Origin of the sequence: Thermosynechococcus sp. NK55a, from assembly GCF_000505665.1 — a bacterium.
Lineage (GTDB): Bacteria > Cyanobacteriota > Cyanobacteriia > Thermosynechococcales > Thermosynechococcaceae > Thermosynechococcus.
The window spans coordinates 811,663-832,489 of sequence record NC_023033.1; the positions used below are offsets into that span (position 1 = coordinate 811,663).

General features: G+C 53.1%; 20 protein-coding genes. 15 read left to right on the plus strand and 5 right to left on the minus strand.

Annotated features, from left to right (window positions below):
* Window positions 1–11 precede the first annotated feature (11 nt).
* The 3 genes from NK55_RS03930 to NK55_RS03940 all read right to left on the minus strand — a co-directional run bounded on the left by NK55_RS03930 (window position 12) and on the right by NK55_RS03940 (window position 3,888).
* On the minus strand, window positions 12–1,001 hold the full coding sequence (locus NK55_RS03930; RefSeq protein WP_041429050.1) for an EpsG family protein: 990 nt from the start codon (window positions 999–1,001) through the stop codon (window positions 12–14).
* Window positions 1,002–1,483: 482 nt separating this feature from the next.
* On the minus strand, window positions 1,484–1,732 hold the full coding sequence (locus NK55_RS03935) for a FeoA family protein (RefSeq protein ID WP_024124507.1): 249 nt from the start codon (window positions 1,730–1,732) through the stop codon (window positions 1,484–1,486).
* Window positions 1,729–3,888, minus strand: coding sequence for a CHASE2 domain-containing serine/threonine-protein kinase (locus NK55_RS03940; RefSeq protein WP_024124508.1), 2,160 nt, complete (start codon window positions 3,886–3,888; stop codon window positions 1,729–1,731). The genes NK55_RS03935 and NK55_RS03940 overlap by 4 nt, the downstream gene beginning before the upstream one ends.
* A 405-nt stretch (window positions 3,889–4,293) precedes the next feature.
* On the opposite strand from NK55_RS03940, the gene NK55_RS03945 reads away from it, so the two are divergent.
* From NK55_RS03945 to NK55_RS03975, 7 genes are all read left to right on the plus strand, one after another.
* Complete coding sequence (locus NK55_RS03945; protein WP_041429052.1) at window positions 4,294–5,334, plus strand: LysR family transcriptional regulator; 1,041 nt, start codon at window positions 4,294–4,296, stop codon at window positions 5,332–5,334.
* A 106-nt stretch (window positions 5,335–5,440) separates the two neighbouring features.
* A complete protein-coding gene (gene rpsO / locus NK55_RS03950) occupies window positions 5,441–5,710 on the plus strand; it encodes a 30S ribosomal protein S15 (protein WP_024124510.1) in 270 nt (89 codons plus the stop codon).
* Between the two features lie 177 nt (window positions 5,711–5,887).
* Window positions 5,888–6,178: a PAM68 family protein gene (locus tag NK55_RS03955; RefSeq protein WP_255325310.1), complete on the plus strand. Its 291-nt coding sequence runs from the start codon at window positions 5,888–5,890 to the stop codon at window positions 6,176–6,178.
* Between the two features lie 312 nt (window positions 6,179–6,490).
* Window positions 6,491–7,048: a methanogen output domain 1-containing protein gene (locus NK55_RS03960; RefSeq protein WP_041429053.1), complete on the plus strand. Its 558-nt coding sequence runs from the start codon at window positions 6,491–6,493 to the stop codon at window positions 7,046–7,048.
* A gap of 43 nt (window positions 7,049–7,091) precedes the next feature.
* Window positions 7,092–8,096 carry a GGDEF domain-containing protein gene (locus tag NK55_RS03965; protein ID WP_024124512.1) on the plus strand — a complete coding sequence of 335 codons (1,005 nt, stop codon included), beginning with the start codon at window positions 7,092–7,094 and terminating at the stop codon, window positions 8,094–8,096.
* A 165-nt stretch (window positions 8,097–8,261) separates the two neighbouring features.
* Window positions 8,262–9,422 carry a ferredoxin--NADP reductase gene (petH, locus tag NK55_RS03970; RefSeq protein WP_041429054.1) on the plus strand — a complete coding sequence of 387 codons (1,161 nt, stop codon included), beginning with the start codon at window positions 8,262–8,264 and terminating at the stop codon, window positions 9,420–9,422.
* 184 nt (window positions 9,423–9,606) lie between these two features.
* The gene (locus NK55_RS03975) at window positions 9,607–9,963 is read left to right on the plus strand and encodes a hypothetical protein (RefSeq protein ID WP_024124514.1); all 357 of its coding nucleotides are present in this window, start codon (window positions 9,607–9,609) and stop codon (window positions 9,961–9,963) included.
* On the opposite strand, the gene NK55_RS12365 is transcribed toward NK55_RS03975, so the two are convergent.
* The gene (locus NK55_RS12365) at window positions 9,887–11,263 is read right to left on the minus strand and encodes an isochorismate synthase MenF (protein ID WP_024124515.1); all 1,377 of its coding nucleotides are present in this window, start codon (window positions 11,261–11,263) and stop codon (window positions 9,887–9,889) included. The two genes, NK55_RS03975 and NK55_RS12365, sit on opposite strands and share 77 nt — an antisense overlap.
* Before the next feature lie 128 nt (window positions 11,264–11,391).
* Between NK55_RS12365 and msrB the strand changes: the two genes are divergently transcribed.
* From msrB to NK55_RS04015, 7 genes are all read left to right on the plus strand, one after another.
* Complete coding sequence (gene msrB, locus NK55_RS03985) at window positions 11,392–11,799, plus strand: peptide-methionine (R)-S-oxide reductase MsrB (RefSeq protein ID WP_024124516.1); 408 nt, start codon at window positions 11,392–11,394, stop codon at window positions 11,797–11,799.
* On the plus strand, window positions 11,796–14,012 hold the full coding sequence (locus tag NK55_RS03990) for a GAF domain-containing protein (RefSeq protein ID WP_024124517.1): 2,217 nt from the start codon (window positions 11,796–11,798) through the stop codon (window positions 14,010–14,012). Before msrB ends, NK55_RS03990 begins: the two co-directional genes overlap by 4 nt.
* 275 nt (window positions 14,013–14,287) lie before the next feature.
* Entirely contained in the window at window positions 14,288–14,860 is a 573-nt protein-coding gene (locus tag NK55_RS03995) for a cell division protein SepF (protein WP_024124518.1), read from the plus strand.
* Window positions 14,835–15,656, plus strand: a complete 822-nt coding sequence (proC, locus tag NK55_RS04000) for a pyrroline-5-carboxylate reductase (RefSeq protein ID WP_041429055.1) — start codon at window positions 14,835–14,837, stop codon at window positions 15,654–15,656. Before NK55_RS03995 ends, proC begins: the two co-directional genes overlap by 26 nt.
* Window positions 15,657–15,662: 6 nt before the next feature.
* Window positions 15,663–16,091 carry a hypothetical protein gene (locus NK55_RS04005; RefSeq protein ID WP_024124520.1) on the plus strand — a complete coding sequence of 143 codons (429 nt, stop codon included), beginning with the start codon at window positions 15,663–15,665 and terminating at the stop codon, window positions 16,089–16,091.
* Window positions 16,088–16,978 carry a 4-hydroxy-tetrahydrodipicolinate synthase gene (gene dapA / locus NK55_RS04010; RefSeq protein WP_041429056.1) on the plus strand — a complete coding sequence of 297 codons (891 nt, stop codon included), beginning with the start codon at window positions 16,088–16,090 and terminating at the stop codon, window positions 16,976–16,978. Before NK55_RS04005 ends, dapA begins: the two co-directional genes overlap by 4 nt.
* A gap of 60 nt (window positions 16,979–17,038) precedes the next feature.
* A complete protein-coding gene (locus NK55_RS04015; protein WP_024124522.1) occupies window positions 17,039–18,784 on the plus strand; it encodes a ribonuclease J in 1,746 nt (581 codons plus the stop codon).
* Window positions 18,785–18,836: 52 nt separating this feature from the next.
* On the opposite strand, the gene NK55_RS04020 is transcribed toward NK55_RS04015, so the two are convergent.
* Window positions 18,837–20,135: an AMP-binding protein gene (locus tag NK55_RS04020; protein ID WP_024124523.1), complete on the minus strand. Its 1,299-nt coding sequence runs from the start codon at window positions 20,133–20,135 to the stop codon at window positions 18,837–18,839.
* A gap of 50 nt (window positions 20,136–20,185) precedes the next feature.
* On the opposite strand from NK55_RS04020, the gene rsfS reads away from it, so the two are divergent.
* Window positions 20,186–20,605, plus strand: a complete 420-nt coding sequence (gene rsfS / locus NK55_RS04025; RefSeq protein WP_024124524.1) for a ribosome silencing factor — start codon at window positions 20,186–20,188, stop codon at window positions 20,603–20,605.
* Window positions 20,606–20,827 lie beyond the last annotated feature (222 nt).

Consider the following 20,827-nt stretch of genomic DNA (forward strand, 5'->3'; position numbering starts at 1 on the left):
CCATAATGGTGCTATACGAACGGATACATACGATAGGGCAGCCAAGCAAAAGCATGATCTGCAAAATTGAGCCAAACCCATAATACCGCAAAGCTATAAGCAATAATAAGTATTAGCCACTTGATAAATAGTTTCCAGCTCTTGTCTATAAATAGATAGGGGAACTGACCAAGAACATAGATCTGAATAGGAATAAAATAAAGGCTGAGACGATCAGCTGCGGTACTGGAGCCAGTTAAGAGCAGCAGTGGGGATAAAATAGCTAACCAAGACATTGATAAATAAACTCTACTTGATAGCCTAAAAAGATTTCTAGCAGTATAGCGCTCCAGTAAAAATATGAATCCTGGTAAGAAATTCATTAATAATCTGATAAGAGTACCGGAGGATTGCAGTTGTGCTTCAATATAAGAAGTTGAAAATGCCTGGTTTAAGCTTAAAATAAAGTTCGAAGCGACAGTAAATACAATAAATAAAAAAGATAGATTGATAATATTCAATACTTTTCTGTTTTCAATGGCAGTAATGATTTGTGCGGTCAAAGGGATTAAGAGAATAAATATAGCAGTCTTATGCAGTAAAGTAGCTAGAAATAGGTTCAGAAAAAATGCAGTCAATTTACCTTCAACTAAATCAACTAAGGCAATCATTTCAAAGCCAATGGCGCCGGATTGGCGTGTATATCCCATTGCAACGACAGTGGTCAGGTATGGAAATGCAACTAGTAAACCTGCGTAAGGGTTTTTAATTTGGCGACAGAAGTAAAATAGACCAGATGTAAATATCAAGGCAACCACTGAGTTAACAAAGTAGATGTCTTGGTTCAGAGTTCCTGCTAGTTTGTTTATTGAATGATAACCAAAGTCCTTCAAAATTGCTTCTATGCCAAACCAGGACTGAGATTGTGCTTCATCGAATATGCGTAAGTACGACCCCCAATCAGCACCAACTTCAAATCTTAGGCCAATGAATAAAACATACAAAAAAACAGAAAAAACCATACCATCTCGGTACTTGGAGAATCACTGGTATAGCTGTTAGGGCAAAAACAATGAGGTAGGGCAGCATGAGAGAGCCGTATCTTACTGTAGCTATCTATATTACTTCAAGTGAGCTTGAAACATTGCCGCTATCTACAGTTTAGCCATCCACTGTTTGTTCTGGCTCTAGGGAACTTGAGCTGCTAAACCTATTCCCACGGAATGCCCAGCCAGTCCTAAACGCTGCAGATCAAAGCACTTTAGGTGAGCAGCCACGCAGTTGCTAACTGGGATCGCATCCTGATCCGGTTCGCTATCAGTGTGTGGATAAGACTCGCCACTTCTCCTGCATCCGTGGCGATCGCGACAAAGCACCTCACCAGCCAAGGGTTCCCTGGTTTCCTTGGTACAATTCACGCCATGCCACACCATACAAACCTGAGGAACAAAAGCCCAATGATTAATGGAATAGGCTGTTGCCAATAATCAAGATTTGACCATCTCTAAGGTGGGCCCAGCGGCTCCACGAGAATGGTGCCAGCATCCCCTGCCCGTATAGCTACATCCGTCAGGGCACCCACCCGGACGGCCAAGGTTTGACTGCAGGGGGCACGACGCAGCGGGGTGACAGTTTGACCGACCGTAAGTCCTACGGCCGCAAGGCGGCGCTGCCAAGCGGCTGTCCCGCCAATAGCAGTGATCCGCGCCGGGGTACCCAGGGGAAGGTCAGAGAGCAAGACAGGGCAATTCATGGGCCTAAACGCCGTACCTCTTGAAGGGCTTCTTTTGCCGAGGGGTAGCGATCGCTAAAGTTAAATTTCACCATCTTATTGAGTACTGCCGCTAAACCTTCACTGACTCTGACACACCGTTGCCAATCCAGTTCACCCGTGCGCGCATCTCGCGGTAGATCACGGGGCTTAATGCCCGTTAACGCCTGAAGGATAATCATGCCGACAGCATAAATATCACTGCTGAGGGTGGGCTGACCAGAGAGTTGCTCAGGGGGAGCATAGCCCATCGTACCAATAACAACGGTACTCCCCTGGGCCTTCTCCACTTCTTGAGGTTGAATTTGCTTCACTGCCCCAAAGTCAATTAGGACCAGTTTGCGATCGCTGGCACGGCGAATAAGATTATCGGGCTTAATATCGCGGTGAATCACATAGTGACTGTGGACAAAATTCAAGACTTCTAAGATTTCCCGCAGGAGTTGGATAGCCTCGGCTTCCGTGTGTTTGCGTTTCAGTTCCTCACTCAGGGAGGCACCATCAATAAATTCCTGCACTAGATAGAATTCCCCATTTTCCTCCACATAGGCAAGCAAGAGGGGAATTTGATCGTGGCGTCCTAGCTTTTCAAGGATTTCTGCTTCGGTATGAAAGAGTCGCCGCGCCACCTGCATAAAGCGCTCGTCGGTGCGTCCCGGGCGCAGATGCTTGACGACACAGAGGGGGTTTCCCGGTCGCTGGGTATCCTGAGCCAAATAGGTGCAGCCAAAGCCCCCTGACCCCAAAACTTTTTGGATTTTGTAGCGACCACTGAGGAGGGAACGAGGTTTGCCAGTAATTTCTGTGGGTTCTCGCAGCGCTGCATTGAGGGCTGCCGTATCCTCGGCCATTAACGATCGCAACAGCGCCAAGGCTTTTTCTTGCTCCTGCACTTTTTTTTGGAAAGATCTTTGCTCCTGCTGCGCCTGATAGCTGACGTAGCCTACCATCCCCACACTGCTGAGCACAAGGGCGATCGCCGGCGGCACCACAGGAATCCAGCCACTCGCCATGACAAAAATGCCAAAGCCACCACTAAAGAGGACAATGAGCCCCCCCACGACTGCGCCTCCCAACCACAGGGGTTGCCGCAGCCACCAGCCAAGGACACTCCCCACCCCAGCCCACAGGAGAATCCAGCCTAGCACCAGCGGCAGCGGCCAATACCAAATGGGACCTTCCCCTTCAAGGGCAGCCCTCAGGAATTGACTCACCATTTGCCCATGAACCACCACCCCCGGCATTTGCTGCGTCACCGCATCACTACCGCTATAGGGGGTGAGGAAAGTATCCTTAATACTCGGCGCAGACACACCAATCAAAACCACGCGATCGCGAATGAGGTCTTCGCTCACCCGTCCACTCAGTACATCCGTTAGGGAAACCGTTGGCCCCACCGCGCCGCGTGAGCGGTACTTAAGGAGGGTTTGCATGCCGCGATCGTCCACCCCCACATAGCCACCGGCATCACTGGTAAGGAGGGGAAAATGCACATCATTCAGCGTCAAACCCCTGTCATCGAGTTTGATAGTTTGAGAGGGGTCTTGTTGTAGATAGCGCAGTGCCAACATCAGAGCAAAGGAAAAGGGCGTTGTACACCGCTGCGCCTTGGGATTGCTGATCACAAATAGGTTGCGGCGAATGACACCATCGCTATCGAGGGGAATATCCGCAAAACCCACACGGTCTGGCACCTGTGCTGGGGGAATACTTGGTGGCGGGGGCACCTCGGGTTGTTCCACTGTTTCGCCCGCTGATTTGCACACTGGAATAATGCGTGGGTTGATACGAATCATGTTTTGCAGCTCATCGTGGCCGGGGGGCTGGGGCAAATCACGGAAAATATCCAAGCCAATGGCACGTGGGCTGGCGGCATTGAGGCGGGCGAGAAGTTCTGCCACAGTGGCATCCGGCAATGGCCACGTTTTTTGGGCTTGAATGTCCTGCTCCGTCACCACCACCGTCAGGATGCGGGAATCAGGATCACGAGCGGGTTGCGATCGCACATAAAAGTCATACAAACTCAGTTCCGACGGCTGAAGCAGTCCCAGTTGGCGCACACCGATCACCACAGTAGCCGCCCCTAGAGTCGTGGCAAGAACTGGCATCGGCAGCCATTTTGGCCAAGGGTAGGACACGATTTCAACTCCTCGGGCAATTGTCCAGCGGCTCCCCAAGAGCAACGCTAGACCGATTTTAGCTTTATCGGCAGAAAGCCCAGCGCTGTATTGGTGAATGCTGCTCGAGCAACAGGGTATGGCTTTAAGAAGCGGCCAGTGCAAGCACATGCTCGCGCGGTGCTAGATGGGCGATCGCTCGCTCCCCAGCCCAATAATGTAACAAAACAATGTAACAATTTGTAACAAAAATCAGTAATCGCGCGGGGAAAACCCAACCCTTACAATAGGTTTCAGACGTGCTATTTTGCGTTACTGGCACGCCAAGCTCAGCTTTCTTGTGCGGGGATACATACCATATTGGGCATGATTCCTGATAAGTTCAGAAAAACGCCTCTTGGTGGCACGCCTATGGCCTCAATGCCTATGTCCGAACTGCCCTTTTCCCTTGATCAATTGCGAATCCTCAAGGCGATCGCCCTCGAAGGAAGTTTTAAGCGAGCCGCTGACAGCCTCTACGTCTCCCAACCCGCAGTGAGTTTACAGGTGCAAAACCTTGAGCGCCAACTGGATGTTCCCCTATTTGACCGGGGGGGGCGCCGCGCCCAACTCACCGAAGCTGGACAGCTCCTACTGGCCTACGGCGATCAAATTCTCTCCCTGTGCCATGAAGCCTGCCGTGCCATCGAAGACCTGCAAAAATTACAGGGGGGTACCCTGATCATTGGCGCAAGCCAAACCACGGGCACCTACCTGATGCCCCGCATGATTGGGCTATTTCGCAGCAAATATCCCGAAGTCGCTGTTCAGCTACATGTGCATTCCACCCGCCGCACCTGCTGGAGCTTGGTCAATGGTCAAATTGATCTAGCGATTATTGGCGGTGAAGTTCCCTCAGAACTGAGTGAGCAAATCACTGTTACCCCCTACGCGGAGGACGAACTGGCACTGATCTTACCTGTGGATCATCCCTTAGCTAGTGCCGAAACCCTCACCAAAGAAGACTTGTATAAGCTGAGCTTTATTGCTTTGGATGCCCAATCCACCATTCGCAAGGTGATTGATCAGGTCCTTCAGCGCGCCAACATTGACCCTCGCCGCCTCAAGGTGGAGATGGAGTTAAATTCCATCGAGGCGATTAAAAACGCCGTGCAGTCGGGCCTGGGGGCTGCCTTCGTCTCCATTTCCGCCATTGAGAAGGAGTTACAACTGGGGAGCCTACGGCGGATGGGTATCGAAAATGTGGTGGTGAAACGTACTCTATCGCTGATTACCAATCCCAATCGCTACCGATCGCGGGCAGCGGAGGTCTTCTGCCGCGAAATTCTCACCCAATTTGCCACCTTCGCCATCGATACAGAACTGACAACGGCCAAACCGCCCATCTCCGATAGTGAAAAGCCCCTTAAGGAACTGCTGACGATCGCCCCCCTTGAGGAAAACAGCACCAATGTCAGTAATTCTTAGGGCAAAGCACGACCAGCCCAGGGGCAGAATAGTCCCCTTCACGGGAGTTTATTATTTCGAAAAATCGGAGTATGATAGTAGATCGCGCTGTTCATAACGGATGACCATGGCCCTGCAACACGACGTCAAACAAGAAATTATCAACACCTACCAGATCCACGGTACGGATACTGGCTCTGCGGATGTCCAAGTTGCCATCCTCACAGAGCGGATCAAGCAGCTTTCTGAGCATCTCAAGGTGAATAAAAAAGATCACGCCTCTCGCCGAGGACTCCTGAAAATCATTGGCCGTCGCAAGCGGCTATTGGCCTATATCCATCGCCACGATCCCCAACGCTATCATCAACTCATTGAACGTCTGGGAATTCGGGGTTAAAGACAATGGCAAAACGGTCGGATCTGCCTTTTGAGCCTAAAAAGAAAAAGGAGCAACCAATTCTGCTAAAGCTCCTGCTGCCGCAGCCGTCCGTTCTAAGGCCCCAAAATCCTCAGCCAAGCAAGCCAAAAAAGTACAGGTATTCCAGAAATTGTCAGCCAACGGATGGTCACTCGGATGGCAATCTTCTGCGGTACCCCCACCCTCTTGGGACTGATGACATTTCCCCTCAGCTATTTCATTGTCCATGAGGGCTGGTTCAAGTTGCCCAATGTGGTCGTTGTCATTGCTAGTCTCAGTCTTTTTGGCCTTGGGGCCCTGGGGCTAAGCTATGGGATTCTTTCTGCCTCTTGGGATGAGCACGAGCAGGGAAGTTGGCTCGGCTGGCGAGAATTCCGCACCAATTTTGGTCGTGTTGTCGAGAGTTGGCAAGCCTATCAGGCCAAGCGATCGCAAAATGCTGAATAGGCGGAATGCTGAATAGTCGAATAGGTGCGATCGCTGATTCGCGTATGCTTCTCTAATTAAGTTCAATTCTAATGTCTAATCAAGAAAATATCAGGAATTTTTAGAGATTTTTAGCAATTTCTGTAGATTCTTTACTATAACCTTATAAGCTTATATTTGCCATCAATTCCTATAGTTACCCCCTTTCGCGAATAACTGAGCACACTCAGCAGCACCTCAGGGGGAGTTCCTGCCAACATCCGGTGCTCTCAGCATGGCCAACGGCAAAGGGTGCTAAAATCGCTCAAACCCTGTTCCCCTCGGAGAATCCCTATGACAGCAAAGGAAATGTTCCGAGCTGAAGCCTACACAAACGTGGGAAATTTGCCCATTGACCTACAGTCCTCTAGCTTTCTGCAACATTTGCTGGGGTTAGTGGCAGAGACCCTTGAAGATATTGTCGGGCTGGATGATGCTTCTGGCTTTATTGCCCTTGTGGGACAGCAAATGGGCAATCACATCAACGAGCTTTACACCCAAGCCCTTGGCGATCGCCCCCTTGATGCTAAGACAGTGGCTCAAATTCTTGTAGATCTCAAAAACCGCATTGAAGGGGGATTTTTCCTGATTGAGCAAGATGAGGAACGCATTATTTTAGGGAATCAGCGTTGCCCCCTTGGCAGTGGTGTGATTGGTCATCCCTCGTTGTGCATGATGACCTCAAGTGTCTTTGGCGTCATTGTGGCGCACCACTTGGGCTATGCCAAGGTTTGTATTGAAGCGGCGATCGCCAATGGAGATCAAGGGTGCCGCGTGGTGATCTATACCCAACCCACTGCTGCTGCCGCTGCTGCCAAAGGACGAGAGTACTATCCCATTGAATCACATTAGGCCAGTCTAAGCTAGGCAAGTAGTTCATTGCAGCGGGATCAAGATGAGCAACTTTACACTCGATATTGGCGCATGGATTGATCTGTTGCCGGAGCCAACGCTGGTCATGGATCCCCAGGGCAACATTGTGGCCATTAACTCCAGTGGCCGTGAATTTTTTGGCGGCAGTGTGCTTGATTGCAACCTTAGGGAACTCGTAGCCACTCCTGCGGAGAAACTCAAAAAATGGCTGCTTCTTTGGCAACAGGCGGCGCAAATGGTGCCCGGCACTCTGCGAGACCCCCAAGGCCAAAAAATTGAAGTGGAAGCCGTGGGCATCCACCGTTGCCAGCCCCCCTTGATTCTGCTGCGCGTCTTGCGCCAACCTCGGTTTCTACGGCAGTTTATTGTCCAACGGCAACAGTTTGAGCAGTTGCAACAGCAGATGGCACGGCAAACGGCCTTGATTGTAGAGCTCCAGCAGCGGCAAAAACAACTAGAGGCAGAAAACCACCATCTACAGGAGATCTCACAGCAAGATAGCCTGACCAAACTGGCAAATCGGTGTGCTTTTGAGTCCTATCTGCGGTTGGTCTGGAAGGAAGCGGCAGCAACCCATACTCCCTTTGCCATTGCTCTGCTGGATATTGACCACTTCAAGCGCTACAACGACACCTATGGCCATTTGGCGGGCGATCGCGCCTTGCAACAGGTTGCCCATGCCATTCAGTCCCAAGTGCAAAAGGCGGATCTGGTGGCTCGCTATGGTGGTGAAGAGTTTGTGCTTCTGTTGTGCCAGAGCCACCATGACGCTGCCATTTGTATCTTAGAGCGGATTTTTAACCACATCCGCAGTTTAGAAATTCCCCATGCCAGTTCACCGGTAAAACCCTATCTCACCGTAAGCGCTGGCATTTGCATTGCAACTGCAACCCCCAGGGACTGCCCAATCTCTGAGGTTATCGCAACCGCCGATGCCGCTTTGTACGAGGCCAAACGCTCAGGGCGCGATCGCTATGTGTTGCAAACCTATGCTTGGATGAGTGCGCCTATCTCCTCCAGCCAATAAATTCAGCCCTGTCCCTCGGGAAAGGCCCTGTAGCTGCCGCCGCTAGATATAATGTGGGTGACCAAAGCACGGCCATCCCGTAGCCAAAACGTGATAGTTGATCGCGGTTGGGACGTTGTGTTGCAGAATGTAAAGCTGAGTTAATTTTTGGAGATCGTGTAGCCCATGTACAATGCGACGAATTCTGGCAGTCGGATGTTTCGCTATGAAGTGGTGGGACTGCGACAAAATGCCGAAACTGAGAAAACCAACTATGCCATCCGCAACAGTGGCAGTCAATTTTTCAACGTTCCCTATGACCGCATGAATCAGTTTATGCAGCAGATTACCCGTTGGGGGGGCAAAATTGTTAGCATTCAACCCCTCAATGGTACGGCTGCGCCCTTGGCTGCCACCACGGAACCTGCCTCCAATAATGGTGCTGCCCCCCTTAAAGAAAAGAAAGTTGATATTCCTGTCAATATCTATCGCCCCAACAATCCCTGCATTGGTAAGGTCATCTCCAATGAAGAGCTGGTGCGTGAAGGGGGCGAGGGAACGGTCAAGCACATTATCTTTGACATTTCTGGTACCGAGTTGCGCTATCTCGAAGGTCAAAGTATTGGCATTATTCCTGCGGGTACCGATGCCAATGGCAAACCCCACAAGCTGCGCCTCTACTCTATTGCCTCGACCCGCCACGGTGACTTTCAAGATGATAAAACGGTCTCCCTGTGTGTGCGGCGGCTAGAGTACAAGGACAAAGAGACGGGGGAAACCATCTATGGCGTTTGCTCCTCCTACCTCAACCAACTGCAACCTGGCGATGAGGTGAAAATTACAGGGCCCGTGGGTAAAGAAATGCTCCTGAGCGATGACCCCGAAGCCACAATCATTATGCTGGCAACGGGAACTGGGATTGCCCCCTTCCGTGCCTTCCTGTGGCGCATGTTCAAAGAAAATAACCCCGATTATCAATTCAAGGGGCTGGCATGGCTCTTCTTTGGTGTCGCTTACACTGCAAATATTCTCTACAAGGATGAGCTAGAGGCAATACAGGCCCAGTATCCCGATCACTTCCGCCTCACCTACGCCATCAGCCGTGAGCAAAAAACTCCTGACGGCGGCAAGATGTACATCCAAGGTCGCATTGCTGAGCATGCGGATGAAATCTGGCAACTCCTCCAAAAGAAAAATACCCACGTCTATATGTGTGGTTTGAGGGGGATGGAGCCGGGTATTGATGAGGCAATGACGGCAGCGGCAGCCAAAAATGGTGCCGATTGGCAAGAGTTCCTCAAGGGCACGCTCAAAAAAGAAGGCCGCTGGCACGTCGAAACCTACTAGGGAGATCATTGGGGGGCGATCGCCCCCTTTTATGCAATTGCCGCTTGGATCTGTCAGGATAGGAGTAAAGGGAACAGTGACCGAGCAATCAATGTCGGGTGTTAGGGTCACTAAAAGGTACCCTACTTGACGCTAAGTTGTCAGTATTCCCGTATTCTAATGGTGAGTCACCCAGCGATCGCGTATGATTTATCCTCGCTTTCTGCGCAAAGCCTACCGTAAAGAACCCATCTCGGCTTTTCTTCTGCTGATGGGAGGGGTGGATTCCACCATTGGTGGCTTGGGGGGCTACAACGGTCTGCTGCTATTGGGTCTAAGTGTGATGGGAAGTGCACTTCTCTATCGCCTGCTCCAGCGATCGCCCGAACGTCCTCTTCCTGAGAAAGTACCCCAGTATGCGCTGCCGCCCCAATCCTCCCAGCCCTTGCCGATGCTGACGATGACCCGAAAGCACCCCCCCTGCCCTAGGCCAAAGCTGAGATCATTGTCTGAAATTTCCACAAGATTTCCTGCCATTCCCGTTCAGGGTGAGAGCCCTTGACAATACCTGCCCCAGCAAAGAGATGGGCATGGTTGTCCTGAAGGTGGGCAGAGCGAATTCCGACAATGAATTCCCCTTCTCCAGTGGGTGTTACCCAACCAAGGGGCGCAGCATAGCCATTGCGATCAAAGGGTTCCAGTTGCCGCAGCCAATGTTGGGCCCGGGCAGCAGGATAGCCCGCCACTGCTGGTGTCGGATGCAAGGCCGCCACCACTTGGAGAATATGAATCGGTTGAGGCAGGGGTGCCTGAATCAAGGTTTGCAGATGTTGAATATGACTCAATTCAAGGATGCGGGGTTTTGCGGGCACCTCACAGGTCATGCCCAGCCGTTGGAGGGTTTGGCAGAGAAATTCAACAATGACCTGATGCTCGTAGCGTTCCTTGGGGCTGTGGTAAAGGCCATGGCGCAGGTTTTGATCCTCCTGTTGGGTTTGCCCCCGGGGACGGGAACCCGCCAAGGCATCGGCCCAGAGAACGCCATTGGCAATCTTGACCAAGCGTTCGGGACTGGCTCCCAAAAAGACCTGCTGCCCCTGTTGGCCAACACTGAAGATGTAGGAATTGGTGTACTGCTGGCGCAGGTTTTGCAACGTTCCCAGCCAGTTAAACCCCTGAGGCTGCTCTAGGGTGAGGGCAGCGGCTAAGACCAATTTTTCGATGTCTCCCTCCTCGAGGAGCTTGAGGGCATGCTTGACCCTGCTAATGAATTGTCCATACTGCTCAGTCAGGGGGGGTCGGGCGATCGCCAGGGGGGGTGGACAGGGGGGCGGATCAGCGAGAATGTGTGCCATTGCCCGCTGCACCAGTTGCCCGTCTTGCCAGAGGCGATGGGGTGTAGTGGTCTCTAGGGCACAGTTGAGGGTGAGCCAAACCTGATCCAGACGCTGAATGACCTGCCAGCGGGGTAAGACCCCCCGGTTAGAGCCTGTGTGATCCCAAAAACTGAATTGACAGAACATACGCGGTTCGGCTGGAGCGATCGCCCACACGCGGCTGAGGATGTGTTCACTAAAACGCTGCAGTTCCCCAAACCGTTGATGTCCCTGAACACTGCTGGTCGCCACTGCACCACAGGCAGCAACAATCTCCCCCGCTTGCTCAAGGTAAAAATGCTCACTTTCACCACTGACGTGCATCAGACCAGCCAGCAGCATCAGGGGATCAACTGTTGGTAAAGCGATGCCTAAACTGAGGAACTGACAATTGGCCTGCTGTGCTGCCTGAATTCCAGCGCTGACCTGAGTATAAAACTCGGACTCAGAGGATAAATCAAAAGTAAGGGGCAGCGAAACCGGCATAACCAAACAAGGTCAAGATTGCCCTTACATTTTCCCCTTGCTAGGGAACCTTTGGCAAAAAGACTGGAACTTGCCAATGTCACTGATTATGCTGAGGAGTAGGATCACAGTCTATTTCTGAGGCAAGTATGACTAAGGTTGTGAAAACAGATGCAGAATGGCAAGCTCAACTGACTCCTGAGCAGTACTATGTCACCCGCAAAAAGGGAACGGAGCGCGCCTTCACGGGCTGCTACTGGAATAACAAAAAGCCCGGTCTCTATCGCTGTGTCTGCTGCGGCACACCCCTCTTTCGCTCCGAGACAAAGTATGATTCCGGCACGGGTTGGCCCAGTTTTTGGCAGCCCCTTGATCCCAACAATATCCGCATGGAGCGGGATCTTTCCCACGGCATGGTGCGCACGGAAGTCTTGTGTGCTGTCTGCGATGCCCACCTGGGTCATGTCTTTGAGGATGGCCCGCCACCCACAGGACTGCGCTACTGCATTAACTCAGCAGCACTGGCATTTATCCCTGAATCTGCCGCCTCTTCATGAGTCCCGTGATTGAGCAACTGCAAAGTCTCAACCGCATTTTGGTCAAACTGGCACGGCGGCAGCCCTTCCATGGGGCGAACTTTGAGGAGATTTTGCAGGATATTCTCTGTACGAGTGCCCGGAGTCTCAATGTGGCACGGGTGAGTCTTTGGTTTTACGCCAGCGATCGCCAGCAGATTGAATGTGTGCACCTGTTTCCAGCGTCGGGGCAAGGGTTGACGGCAGGGATGAAGCTGACCGCCAGTGACTATCCTCGCTACTTTGCGGCTTTACAAGAGGAGCGCACGATTACCGCCCATGAGGCCTGGGTTGATCCGCGCACCCAAGAGTTTCGCCAAAGTTACCTCGAACCCCTTGGCATTACCTCGCTGCTGGATGTGCCTATTTGGGTCGAAGGGGTGATGATGGGCATTCTCTGCCATGAGCACGTGGGGCCGCCTCGCCAGTGGACGGTGGCGGAGGAGCAGTTTGCTGCTTCCCTGGCTGATCTCCTGTCCTTGGTAGTGGCAAGTCGCGATCGCCACCGCGCCCTCAAAGCCCTAGAGGAAAGTGAAGCCCGCTTGGCCACCTTCTTTCAAGCCACCTCTGAGGCAGTCGTCATCCATGAGCAGGGGACAATTCTCGATGTGAATGCAGCCACCGAACGGCTGTTTGGCTATAGGGCTGCAGAACTGGTGGGTCAGTCGGTGTTATTGCTGACACATCCAGAATCGCGATCGCTGATTTTAGAGCGAATTCAGCAGCCAACGGATGTTCCCTTTGAAGCTCTTGCTCGCACCAAAAGTGGTGAAGTACGGATTGTTGAGGTTCAGGGAAAATCAATTGTCTATCAGGGGCGCTGGGCACGGGTGGTGGGGATCCGGGATATTACACAACGTAAAACCGCTGAACAGAAGGTGCAATTGGCTGCCCAACAGCAACAACTACTTGCGGAAATTGCCCTGCGCCTTCGCCAAACGCTGGAACTGCCAGAGGTGCTCAATACCACAGTGGTGGAAGTGCGCCGCTATCTCCTCAGCGATCGCGTGTTTATTGTCTCTTTTGATCCGAGCACAGAAGAAATTCAAGTGGTGGCTGCGGCCATGGCTCCCCAGTGGCACACGAACCTGGAGGCTCTCCTGCAAAACGTGCCTTATCGTTCACAGCTGCTGACGACACCGGCCCCCCTCTCCTGCGGGCAGGAAAGTCTTGATTCCCATCTGCGACAGGTGTATGAAGCGCACCACATCCAATCCTGCCTGCTGATTCCAATCCAACATCAGCCCCAAGGCCTGTGCTTTTTACTGGGTGTCCACCAATGTGACCGCCAGCGAGAGTGGCAGCCCCACGAACGCGCTTTCTTGGAGCAGCTGGCAACTCAGGTAGCGATCGCCCTCCAGCAAGCAGAACTTTATCAACAATTGGCAGCCTTGAATGCCAATTTGGAACAGCAGATAGCCGAGCGCACTGGGCAGTTGCAGCAGAAAATGAGTGAACTGGAGGAACTCAACCGCCTCAAGGATATCTTCTTGCATGCGGTGTCCCATGATTTACGCACCCCGGTCCTAGGTACCCTCATGCTGATTAACCATCTCTTGCAGAGCAACACCAGCGACACGATTGCTGTACCCCGCAGCACCTTAACCTGTATTCAGCACAGCCAGCAGCGTCAACTGCATCTGATTGACACACTGCTGCATATCCAGGTGGACCGGCAACCTTCCCTCTCCTTGGCGATCGCCCCCACATCCTTAGCAACGCTTGTCAACGACATCTTGGCTGATTTGCAACCGCTGCTTCAGAAAAATAAAGCGACGGTGAACCTACAAATTCCTCCCACATTGCCCCTTGTGCCCGTTGATCCTATCCAACTGCGACGAGTCTATGAGAATTTGATCACCAACGCCCTAAAACACAATTGTCCTGGGATAACCCTCACGCTGATCGCAGAGGAACAGGGAGATAGCGTTTACTGCATTGTCAAGGATAATGGCGTCGGCATCCCCCCTGAGCAGCAACCACACCTCTTTGAGCTCTATTATCGTGGCGGTGCAAGCCACCTTCGTACGGGCATCGGTTTAGGTTTATATCTCTGCCGACAAATTATTATCGCTCATGGGGGGGAGATCGGGGGTCAAAGAGGGGGATTCCGAGGGAGCGACTTTTTGGTTTCGGATTCCCTTAGCCGACCGAATTTAGCGAATAGGCAGGCAGCCCCGCACTGTTACCCTTGACAAACCCAAGGCAAAAGCGAGACACTTAAGGCCAACATCATCTTTTTATCTCGGTTTTGTGTAAAATGGCCAGTTGAAGTTTCCTGTTTTAACTTTACTCTCGTGGACATTTGTGCATAGGTTCCCTTCTAGCCACGAAACTAAGATTGTTAAAACACGAGAAATCCCATCTGGCTTTTACATTTCTGACCTGTCGCGGCAACAATACCACGGCACTTCAGAAGGGTTATACAACTCATACATTTACATTGACTTAGGAGCAATAGTGAGTCGTTATGTTGGGCAAACTCCGTGACCTGATGGGTCTAACCCCCGAAAGTGACATCTACGATGAGGAATACCCTCAAGGAACGGCACGAACACTAACCAGAGAAGCTGATGTGGAACCGCTGCCCACATCGCGGCCAAGCCTGAGTCATGACTTCGACACCAGTTCATCCCCTTCGGTGACCACTGGTTCAGTACCGACAGGATCAACTGCCTCCAATGTGATTGGTATGCCTAATGCCGGCCGTTGGTGGGGGGCAGTGGCCGAAGTGTTGGTGATGCAGCCCCGCAGTTTTAGTGAAATGCCTGAGGTGATCAAAGCCCTCAAGGAGCGCAAGTCTGTGGTGCTCAATCTGACCTTGATGGAGCCAGAGCAAGCCCAACGCTCGGTGGATTTTGTTGCCGGTGCCACGTTCACCATTGATGGCCATCAAGAGCGTATTGGCGAGAGTATTTTCCTCTTTACGCCAAGCTGTGTCCAAGTGAGTACCCAAGTCGGCGGCGTTCGCCCAAGTGCCACACCAACCCCCACACCCCCGCCCGCTTGGGGTATGGATGCCCAACAACAGCGTAGTGCCTAGGGTGCCTGCCGTTGGGATCATTGGCTGTGGCCGCATGGCGGAGGCAATGCTTTCGCGGCTGCTTGTGAATGGTCTATTGCCAGACCAGGTGTGGGTATCGGCGCGATCGCCCCAGCGGCAACAGTACTTAGCCCACACCTACGGGGTTAGAGTAGCAACGAACCTAGAGGTAGCCACTGCCGAAACGCTCCTAGTGGCGGTCAAGCCACAGGTCTTTGCCGAGATTGAGTCGGAACTCGCGGATACGCCGGTAGCTCAGGAGATGGGGGTTGTCCTTTCTATCATGGCGGGCATCCATAGTGGGCGGCTGCGGCGGCTTTTTCCCCAGCGGTTGATCTTTCGGGCGATGCCGAATACACCAGCACAGGTGGGCGCCGGCGTGATTGCCCTTGCGAGTGACAGTGCCGCCAGTGAACTGGAGGTTCAAAAGATTAAGAATTTGTTGGGGGTGCTGGGGCAGGTGGTGGCTGTCAGTGAAGGGCAAATGGATGCGGTCACGGCGCTGTCTGGCTCTGGCCCTGCCTTTGTTGCTCTAATTGTCGAGGCCCTCTGTGATGCTGGGGTAGCGGTGGGCCTATCGCGATCGCTGACACAGGAACTCGTTTATGGCACAATAGCAGGCACAGTACAATTACTTAAGGAGCGTGGGCTGCATCCGGCGCAACTCAAGGATGCGGTCACCAGTCCTGCGGGGACAACCATTGCGGGTCTCGAAGTACTGGAAGCTGCCGGTATGCGTGGAACCCTTATGCAAACGGTAAAAGCGGCCTACGAGCGTTCCCAAGCCCTCAATTAAGTGCCTATGCCCAACTCTCCCACAACCGCTGATCCCCCCGCCATTGAAGGTTTAGATGTGAAGGTGGTGTTCATTGACTCCTTTGCCTGTGTTACTGCCATCACCGCCCTGGGTTTGAGCCAAATTGGCCACTGCAGTCTATTGTCTTCTGTACCCTACCGTTGGGGATTCGCCGTGGGAGCGATCGCCGCCTATCGGAATCATACGAAAATTCTGGCGCTGACCCTCTCGCAACTGGTGCAGCGGGAGGCAGGGCTCAAGGACAAGGGCTACGCCGTGAGTGAAACCGCAGAGAAGTTGACCATTGATTGCTCGCCCCAAAGCTGGCAATGCGGGGCAACCATTCTGGAAAATTTGGGCGATCGCCGGCGCCTGTATAGCCGTGCGGTCACGATTCGGCAACTGCAACCACACTTGGCTGAGGGTGGACTGTGACTGACTTGGGACGTGTAATTACCGCCATGATTACGCCATTTACAGCCGATGGCGCGATCGCCTACGATGTGGCGGCAAAACTGGCACAGCACCTTGTGGCCAATGGCTCCGATGGCATTGTTGTTTGCGGCACCACCGGCGAATCTCCCACCCTCACTTGGGAAGAGGAATTTCAACTCTTTCAAACGGTGCAGCAGGCTGTGGCGGGCAAAGCCAAAATTATTGCCGGTACGGGTTCCAACTCCACCCGGGAAGCTGTTTATGCCACGGCAAAGGCCGCAGAACTCGGCCTCGATGGTGCGCTCTTGGTTGTCCCCTACTACAACAAACCGCCCCAAGAAGGACTCTACGCCCATTTTCAAGCGATCGCCAAGGCAGTGCCGGACTTTCCCCTCATGCTCTACAACATCCCCGGCCGCACCGGGCAAAACCTGCTGCCAGAAACAGTCATCCGCCTTGCTGAGTACCCAAACATCGTTGCCATCAAAGAAGCCAGCGGCAGCCTTGATCAAGCCAGTACCCTGCGCGCTGCTCTACCGCCGACCTTTCGCATTTACGCCGGCGATGATTCCCTGACGTTGCCACTACTGGCCGTTGGTGGTTATGGTGTAGTCAGCGTGGCTAGTCACCTTGTTGGCTCACGCATTCAAGAAATGATCCAAGCCTTTGTCCAAGGAGACACGGCCAAAGCCACAGCTATTCACTGTCAACTATTGCCACTGTTCAAGGTTTTATTTGTGACGACAAACCCGATTCCGATCAAAGCCGCCCTTAGCCTCCAAGGTTGGTCAGTGGGTGAACCCCGACTGCCCCTCACGTCTGCGAGTGACGCTGTGATTGGCCAATTGAAGGCTGTTTTAGATGACCTTGGCCTACTGCAGTCTTAAGACAACGCCGGGCATTTCCCAAGCTGCACCTTTTTTGTTCGTTTCATTGTAAGGAGACCTATGAGTCAATCCGCTGCAACTGCTGCCCTAAAAATTATTCCTCTCGGTGGGCTGCATGAAATTGGCAAGAACACCTGCGTTTTTGAATTCCAAGATGAAATTATTTTGTTGGATGCAGGGCTGGCCTTTCCCACGGATGGGATGCACGGGGTCACTATCGTCCTACCTGATATGACCTACCTGCGGCAAAATCGCGACAAAATCAAGGGGATGATTGTGACCCACGGCCATGAAGATCACATTGGTGGCATCCCTTTTCATCTGAAGCAGTTTGATATTCCTGTCATCTATGGCCCGCGCCTTGCCATGGCGCTACTGCAAGGGAAACTGGAAGAGGCGGGGGTTGCCGATCGCACCGAACTTCGCCCTGTACAGCCTCGGGAAATGGTGCGCTTGGGCAAAAATTTCCTCGTGGAGTATATCCGCAATACCCACTCCATTGCCGATAGCTTCTCGGTGGCGATTCATACCCCCATTGGCGTGATTATCCACACAGGGGATTTCAAGTTTGATTTTACCCCCGTTGATGGCGAATGCTTTGACCTGCAGCGGCTAGCGGAGCATGGGGAGAAGGGGGTGCTCTGCCTCATTAGTGACTCCACCAACTCAGAAGTCCCCGGCCATACCCCCTCGGAGCGATCTGTCTTTCCCAACTTGGATCGTGCCTTTAGCCAAGCGGAGGGGCGGATTATTTTTACTACCTTTGCCTCTTCGGTGCATCGTCTCAGTATGGCCTTGGAATTGGCTCAAAAGCATGGCCGCGTGGTCTCGGTCTTGGGTCGCTCGATGCTCAATGTGATTGCCCATGCCCGGCAGTTGGGCTATATTCGCTGCCCCGATGATCTCTTTGTGCCGCTGCACATGATGCACAAGTACCCGGATCATCAGGTGATGTACCTCACCACGGGCTCCCAAGGGGAACCCCTCTCTGCCCTGACGCGGATTTCCAAGGGGGAACACAACAAAATTAAAATCCGCCCCGGGGATACTGTCATTCTCTCGGCTCACCCGATTCCAGGGAACACGATTGCCGTGGTGAACATGATCGATCGCCTGATGCTGCAAGGCGCCAAAGTCATCTATGGTCGCGAACAGGGCATTCACGTCTCTGGTCATGCCTGCCAAGAGGATCAAAAGCTGATGCTGGCCTTGACGAAGCCCAAGTTCTTTTTACCTGTGCATGGAGAACACCGCATGTTGGTGAAACACGCCCAAACGGCTCAGAGCATGGGTATTCCCCCTGAGAATATGGTCATTATTGACAACGGCGATGTGGTGGAACTGACCCGTGACTCGATTCGGGTCATAGATAAGGTACCCGCTGGCATTGAGCTACTGGATCGCGGTGGCATTGTCAAAGCCCATGTGCTGCAAGAGCGGCAACAACTGGCTGAGGAAGGCATTATCACCGTGGCGGTGGCGGTGGGGACTGATGGCAGTCTGAAAGCTACGCCCGAAGTTCACCTGCGGGGCGTGGTCACAGCCATTGAGCCACAGGCTTGGCAGGCTTGGGTACAGGCCACGGTTGAAACCGCCTTGAGCGATCGCTGGAGCGAATATGCCCGCAATGGCGATGTGGACTGGGCGGGGGTCAAAGCCCACATTGAACGGGAACTGGTGCGACTGGTGCGCCGTGAACTTCAGGGCAATGCCTCAGTCCTATTGCTCCTGCAACCCATCGAAGTCACCCCCCCTGTGGCAACAGGAATCCGCCGGCGTCGCAGCACGACTTCTGTGGTTGGCTAGGGACCAGAGCCACCCCTTGCCTAGGGTTCTGCGTTTGCAGGCGGCTGCTTTCCTAGGAAACATTGGGGAGATGGATGGCAGACAATGGCACTTTTCCCTGAGGGGTACGGGGAATGTGGTCAACCGGAACCCAGCGCTTGGGGCATTTGTAGGCGCTGCACTGCTGCTTGAGCCATCTGCTGAGGACTTCCGGGGAAGCCTCTCCCACATAGAGAGCAACGACCTGTTCGCCCCAAAGGGGGTCGGGGGCGCCGTAAATATAGATATCTTGCACAAGGCCGCTGTTGAGCAGTAATGCCTCTAGCTCTTCAGGGTAGATATTCTCGCCACCGCTGATGATTTTGCGGCTGCTGCGTCCCAAAATGTAGAGGCGATCGTCTCGCCATTGAGCGCGATCGTCGGTTGGGAAGATGGCTGAGTGAAAGAACTCAGGGTAATAGCCAAGGGCAAGGGAAGCCGCCTGAATCTGAATCTCGCCCGTAGGGGTCAAATCAATCTGGGCATGGGGTAAGACTTGACCACAGGAGCGATCGCCCGCCCAAAATTCCCCCTGTCGCTGGGCACAGATCATACCTGCGGTTTCTGTCATTCCATAGGTGAGACATAAGGGCAATCGCTGCGTTGCCGCTTCCTCTAACAGTTGTAACCAGGTGGGGCCGCCGCCAATAAAAATCCCCCTTAACTTCCCTAACCACGGTAGCGGTTCCGTGAGCACCTGCTGCAGTTGCCGAGGCACCAGCGAGAGCCACAGATCAAGATTGGCAGGGGGTATGGTTTGCCGTAAGTCCTGTAAATGGCTCGCCAGATAGAGTTCTCCCCCACTCCATAGCGATCGCACCACGGGCATCAGGCCACTGACATGGTACAAGGGCAAAATACTCAGGCAATGAATCGTTGATTGCTGGAGATGACTTTGCAGCCCCATCACCGCTGCCTGCAGGCTGTCCACCGTGTGAATTGCCCAACGCAACCGCCCTTGCGTGCCGCCAGTGGGAATTAGAATCCAGCCCTGGGGCCATCGTTCTCCAGATCCTTGGGGGTCTAGGGGGGGCACCGTTCCCCAAGCCATAAAATTCTGCGGCAAGATTGCTGCCACCTGCTGCCACTCTTGGGACTGCCATTGGGGATTGGCCAGTAACAGGGGCGTGCCTGTGGAGAGTGCTGCTAGAAAACCCCTGAGAAAAGAGAGGGGATCGGGTTCGGCGAGCACGAGTACCGTTGGCTGCTGCTGCTGGAGTTGCGCCTGACCGTGGGCTAATTGTTCGAGGAGGATGGCGGTAGCACTGTGCCATTGTCCGTGGCGGGCGCACCACAGCCAGTGAGGGGCAATACTCGTAAGGTTTTGTAACAAATTTGTCCTGCACCTCCCGAAACCAATGGGTAAAATCAAAGGATGAAGGAGTGCGTTTAGGAGAGAGCAGCCTGAGTATTCAACAGATGCAACAGGTAGCGGCAATTACTGACCCTAGCCTTAAACTAGCATGGACCGCCGCCTATGCCGCCGACGATCGCAAGGGAGTGGATATCTGTCTTTTAGATGTAAGGGGCGTGTCCTACCTCAGTGATTACTTTGTGATCATTACGGGACTCTCAAAAACCCAAGTGCGTGCCATTTACCAAGGGATTGAGGAGGCGGCTCTCGAACATTGCCAACGCCAACCCCAACATATTGAAGGCCAAGCGGAATGTTCATGGGTGCTGATGGACTACGGTGATGTGATTGTCCATGTGCAGTTGCCCAAGGAGCGCCAATACTACAACCTTGAGGCCTTCTGGGGCCATGCCCAGCGCCTTCCCTTTGCGCCCTTGGTGACGACCTAGGGGGTACAGGTAGGCGGTTCTTTTTGGCCTGCTACGGGGGGCGATCGCCAAACATAGCGCCATACCGCTTCTCGCACCCTTGACCCCTATTGCTGCCCCATTCCCAGAGTCAGGGCCCGACTGATTTGCTCACGGGTTCTCCTCCTAGCCGAACAACTACCCCTGACTCTGCCCGTTATCCTCTATCAATCGCAACTGGCCGCGAAACGCTACACGCTGTTG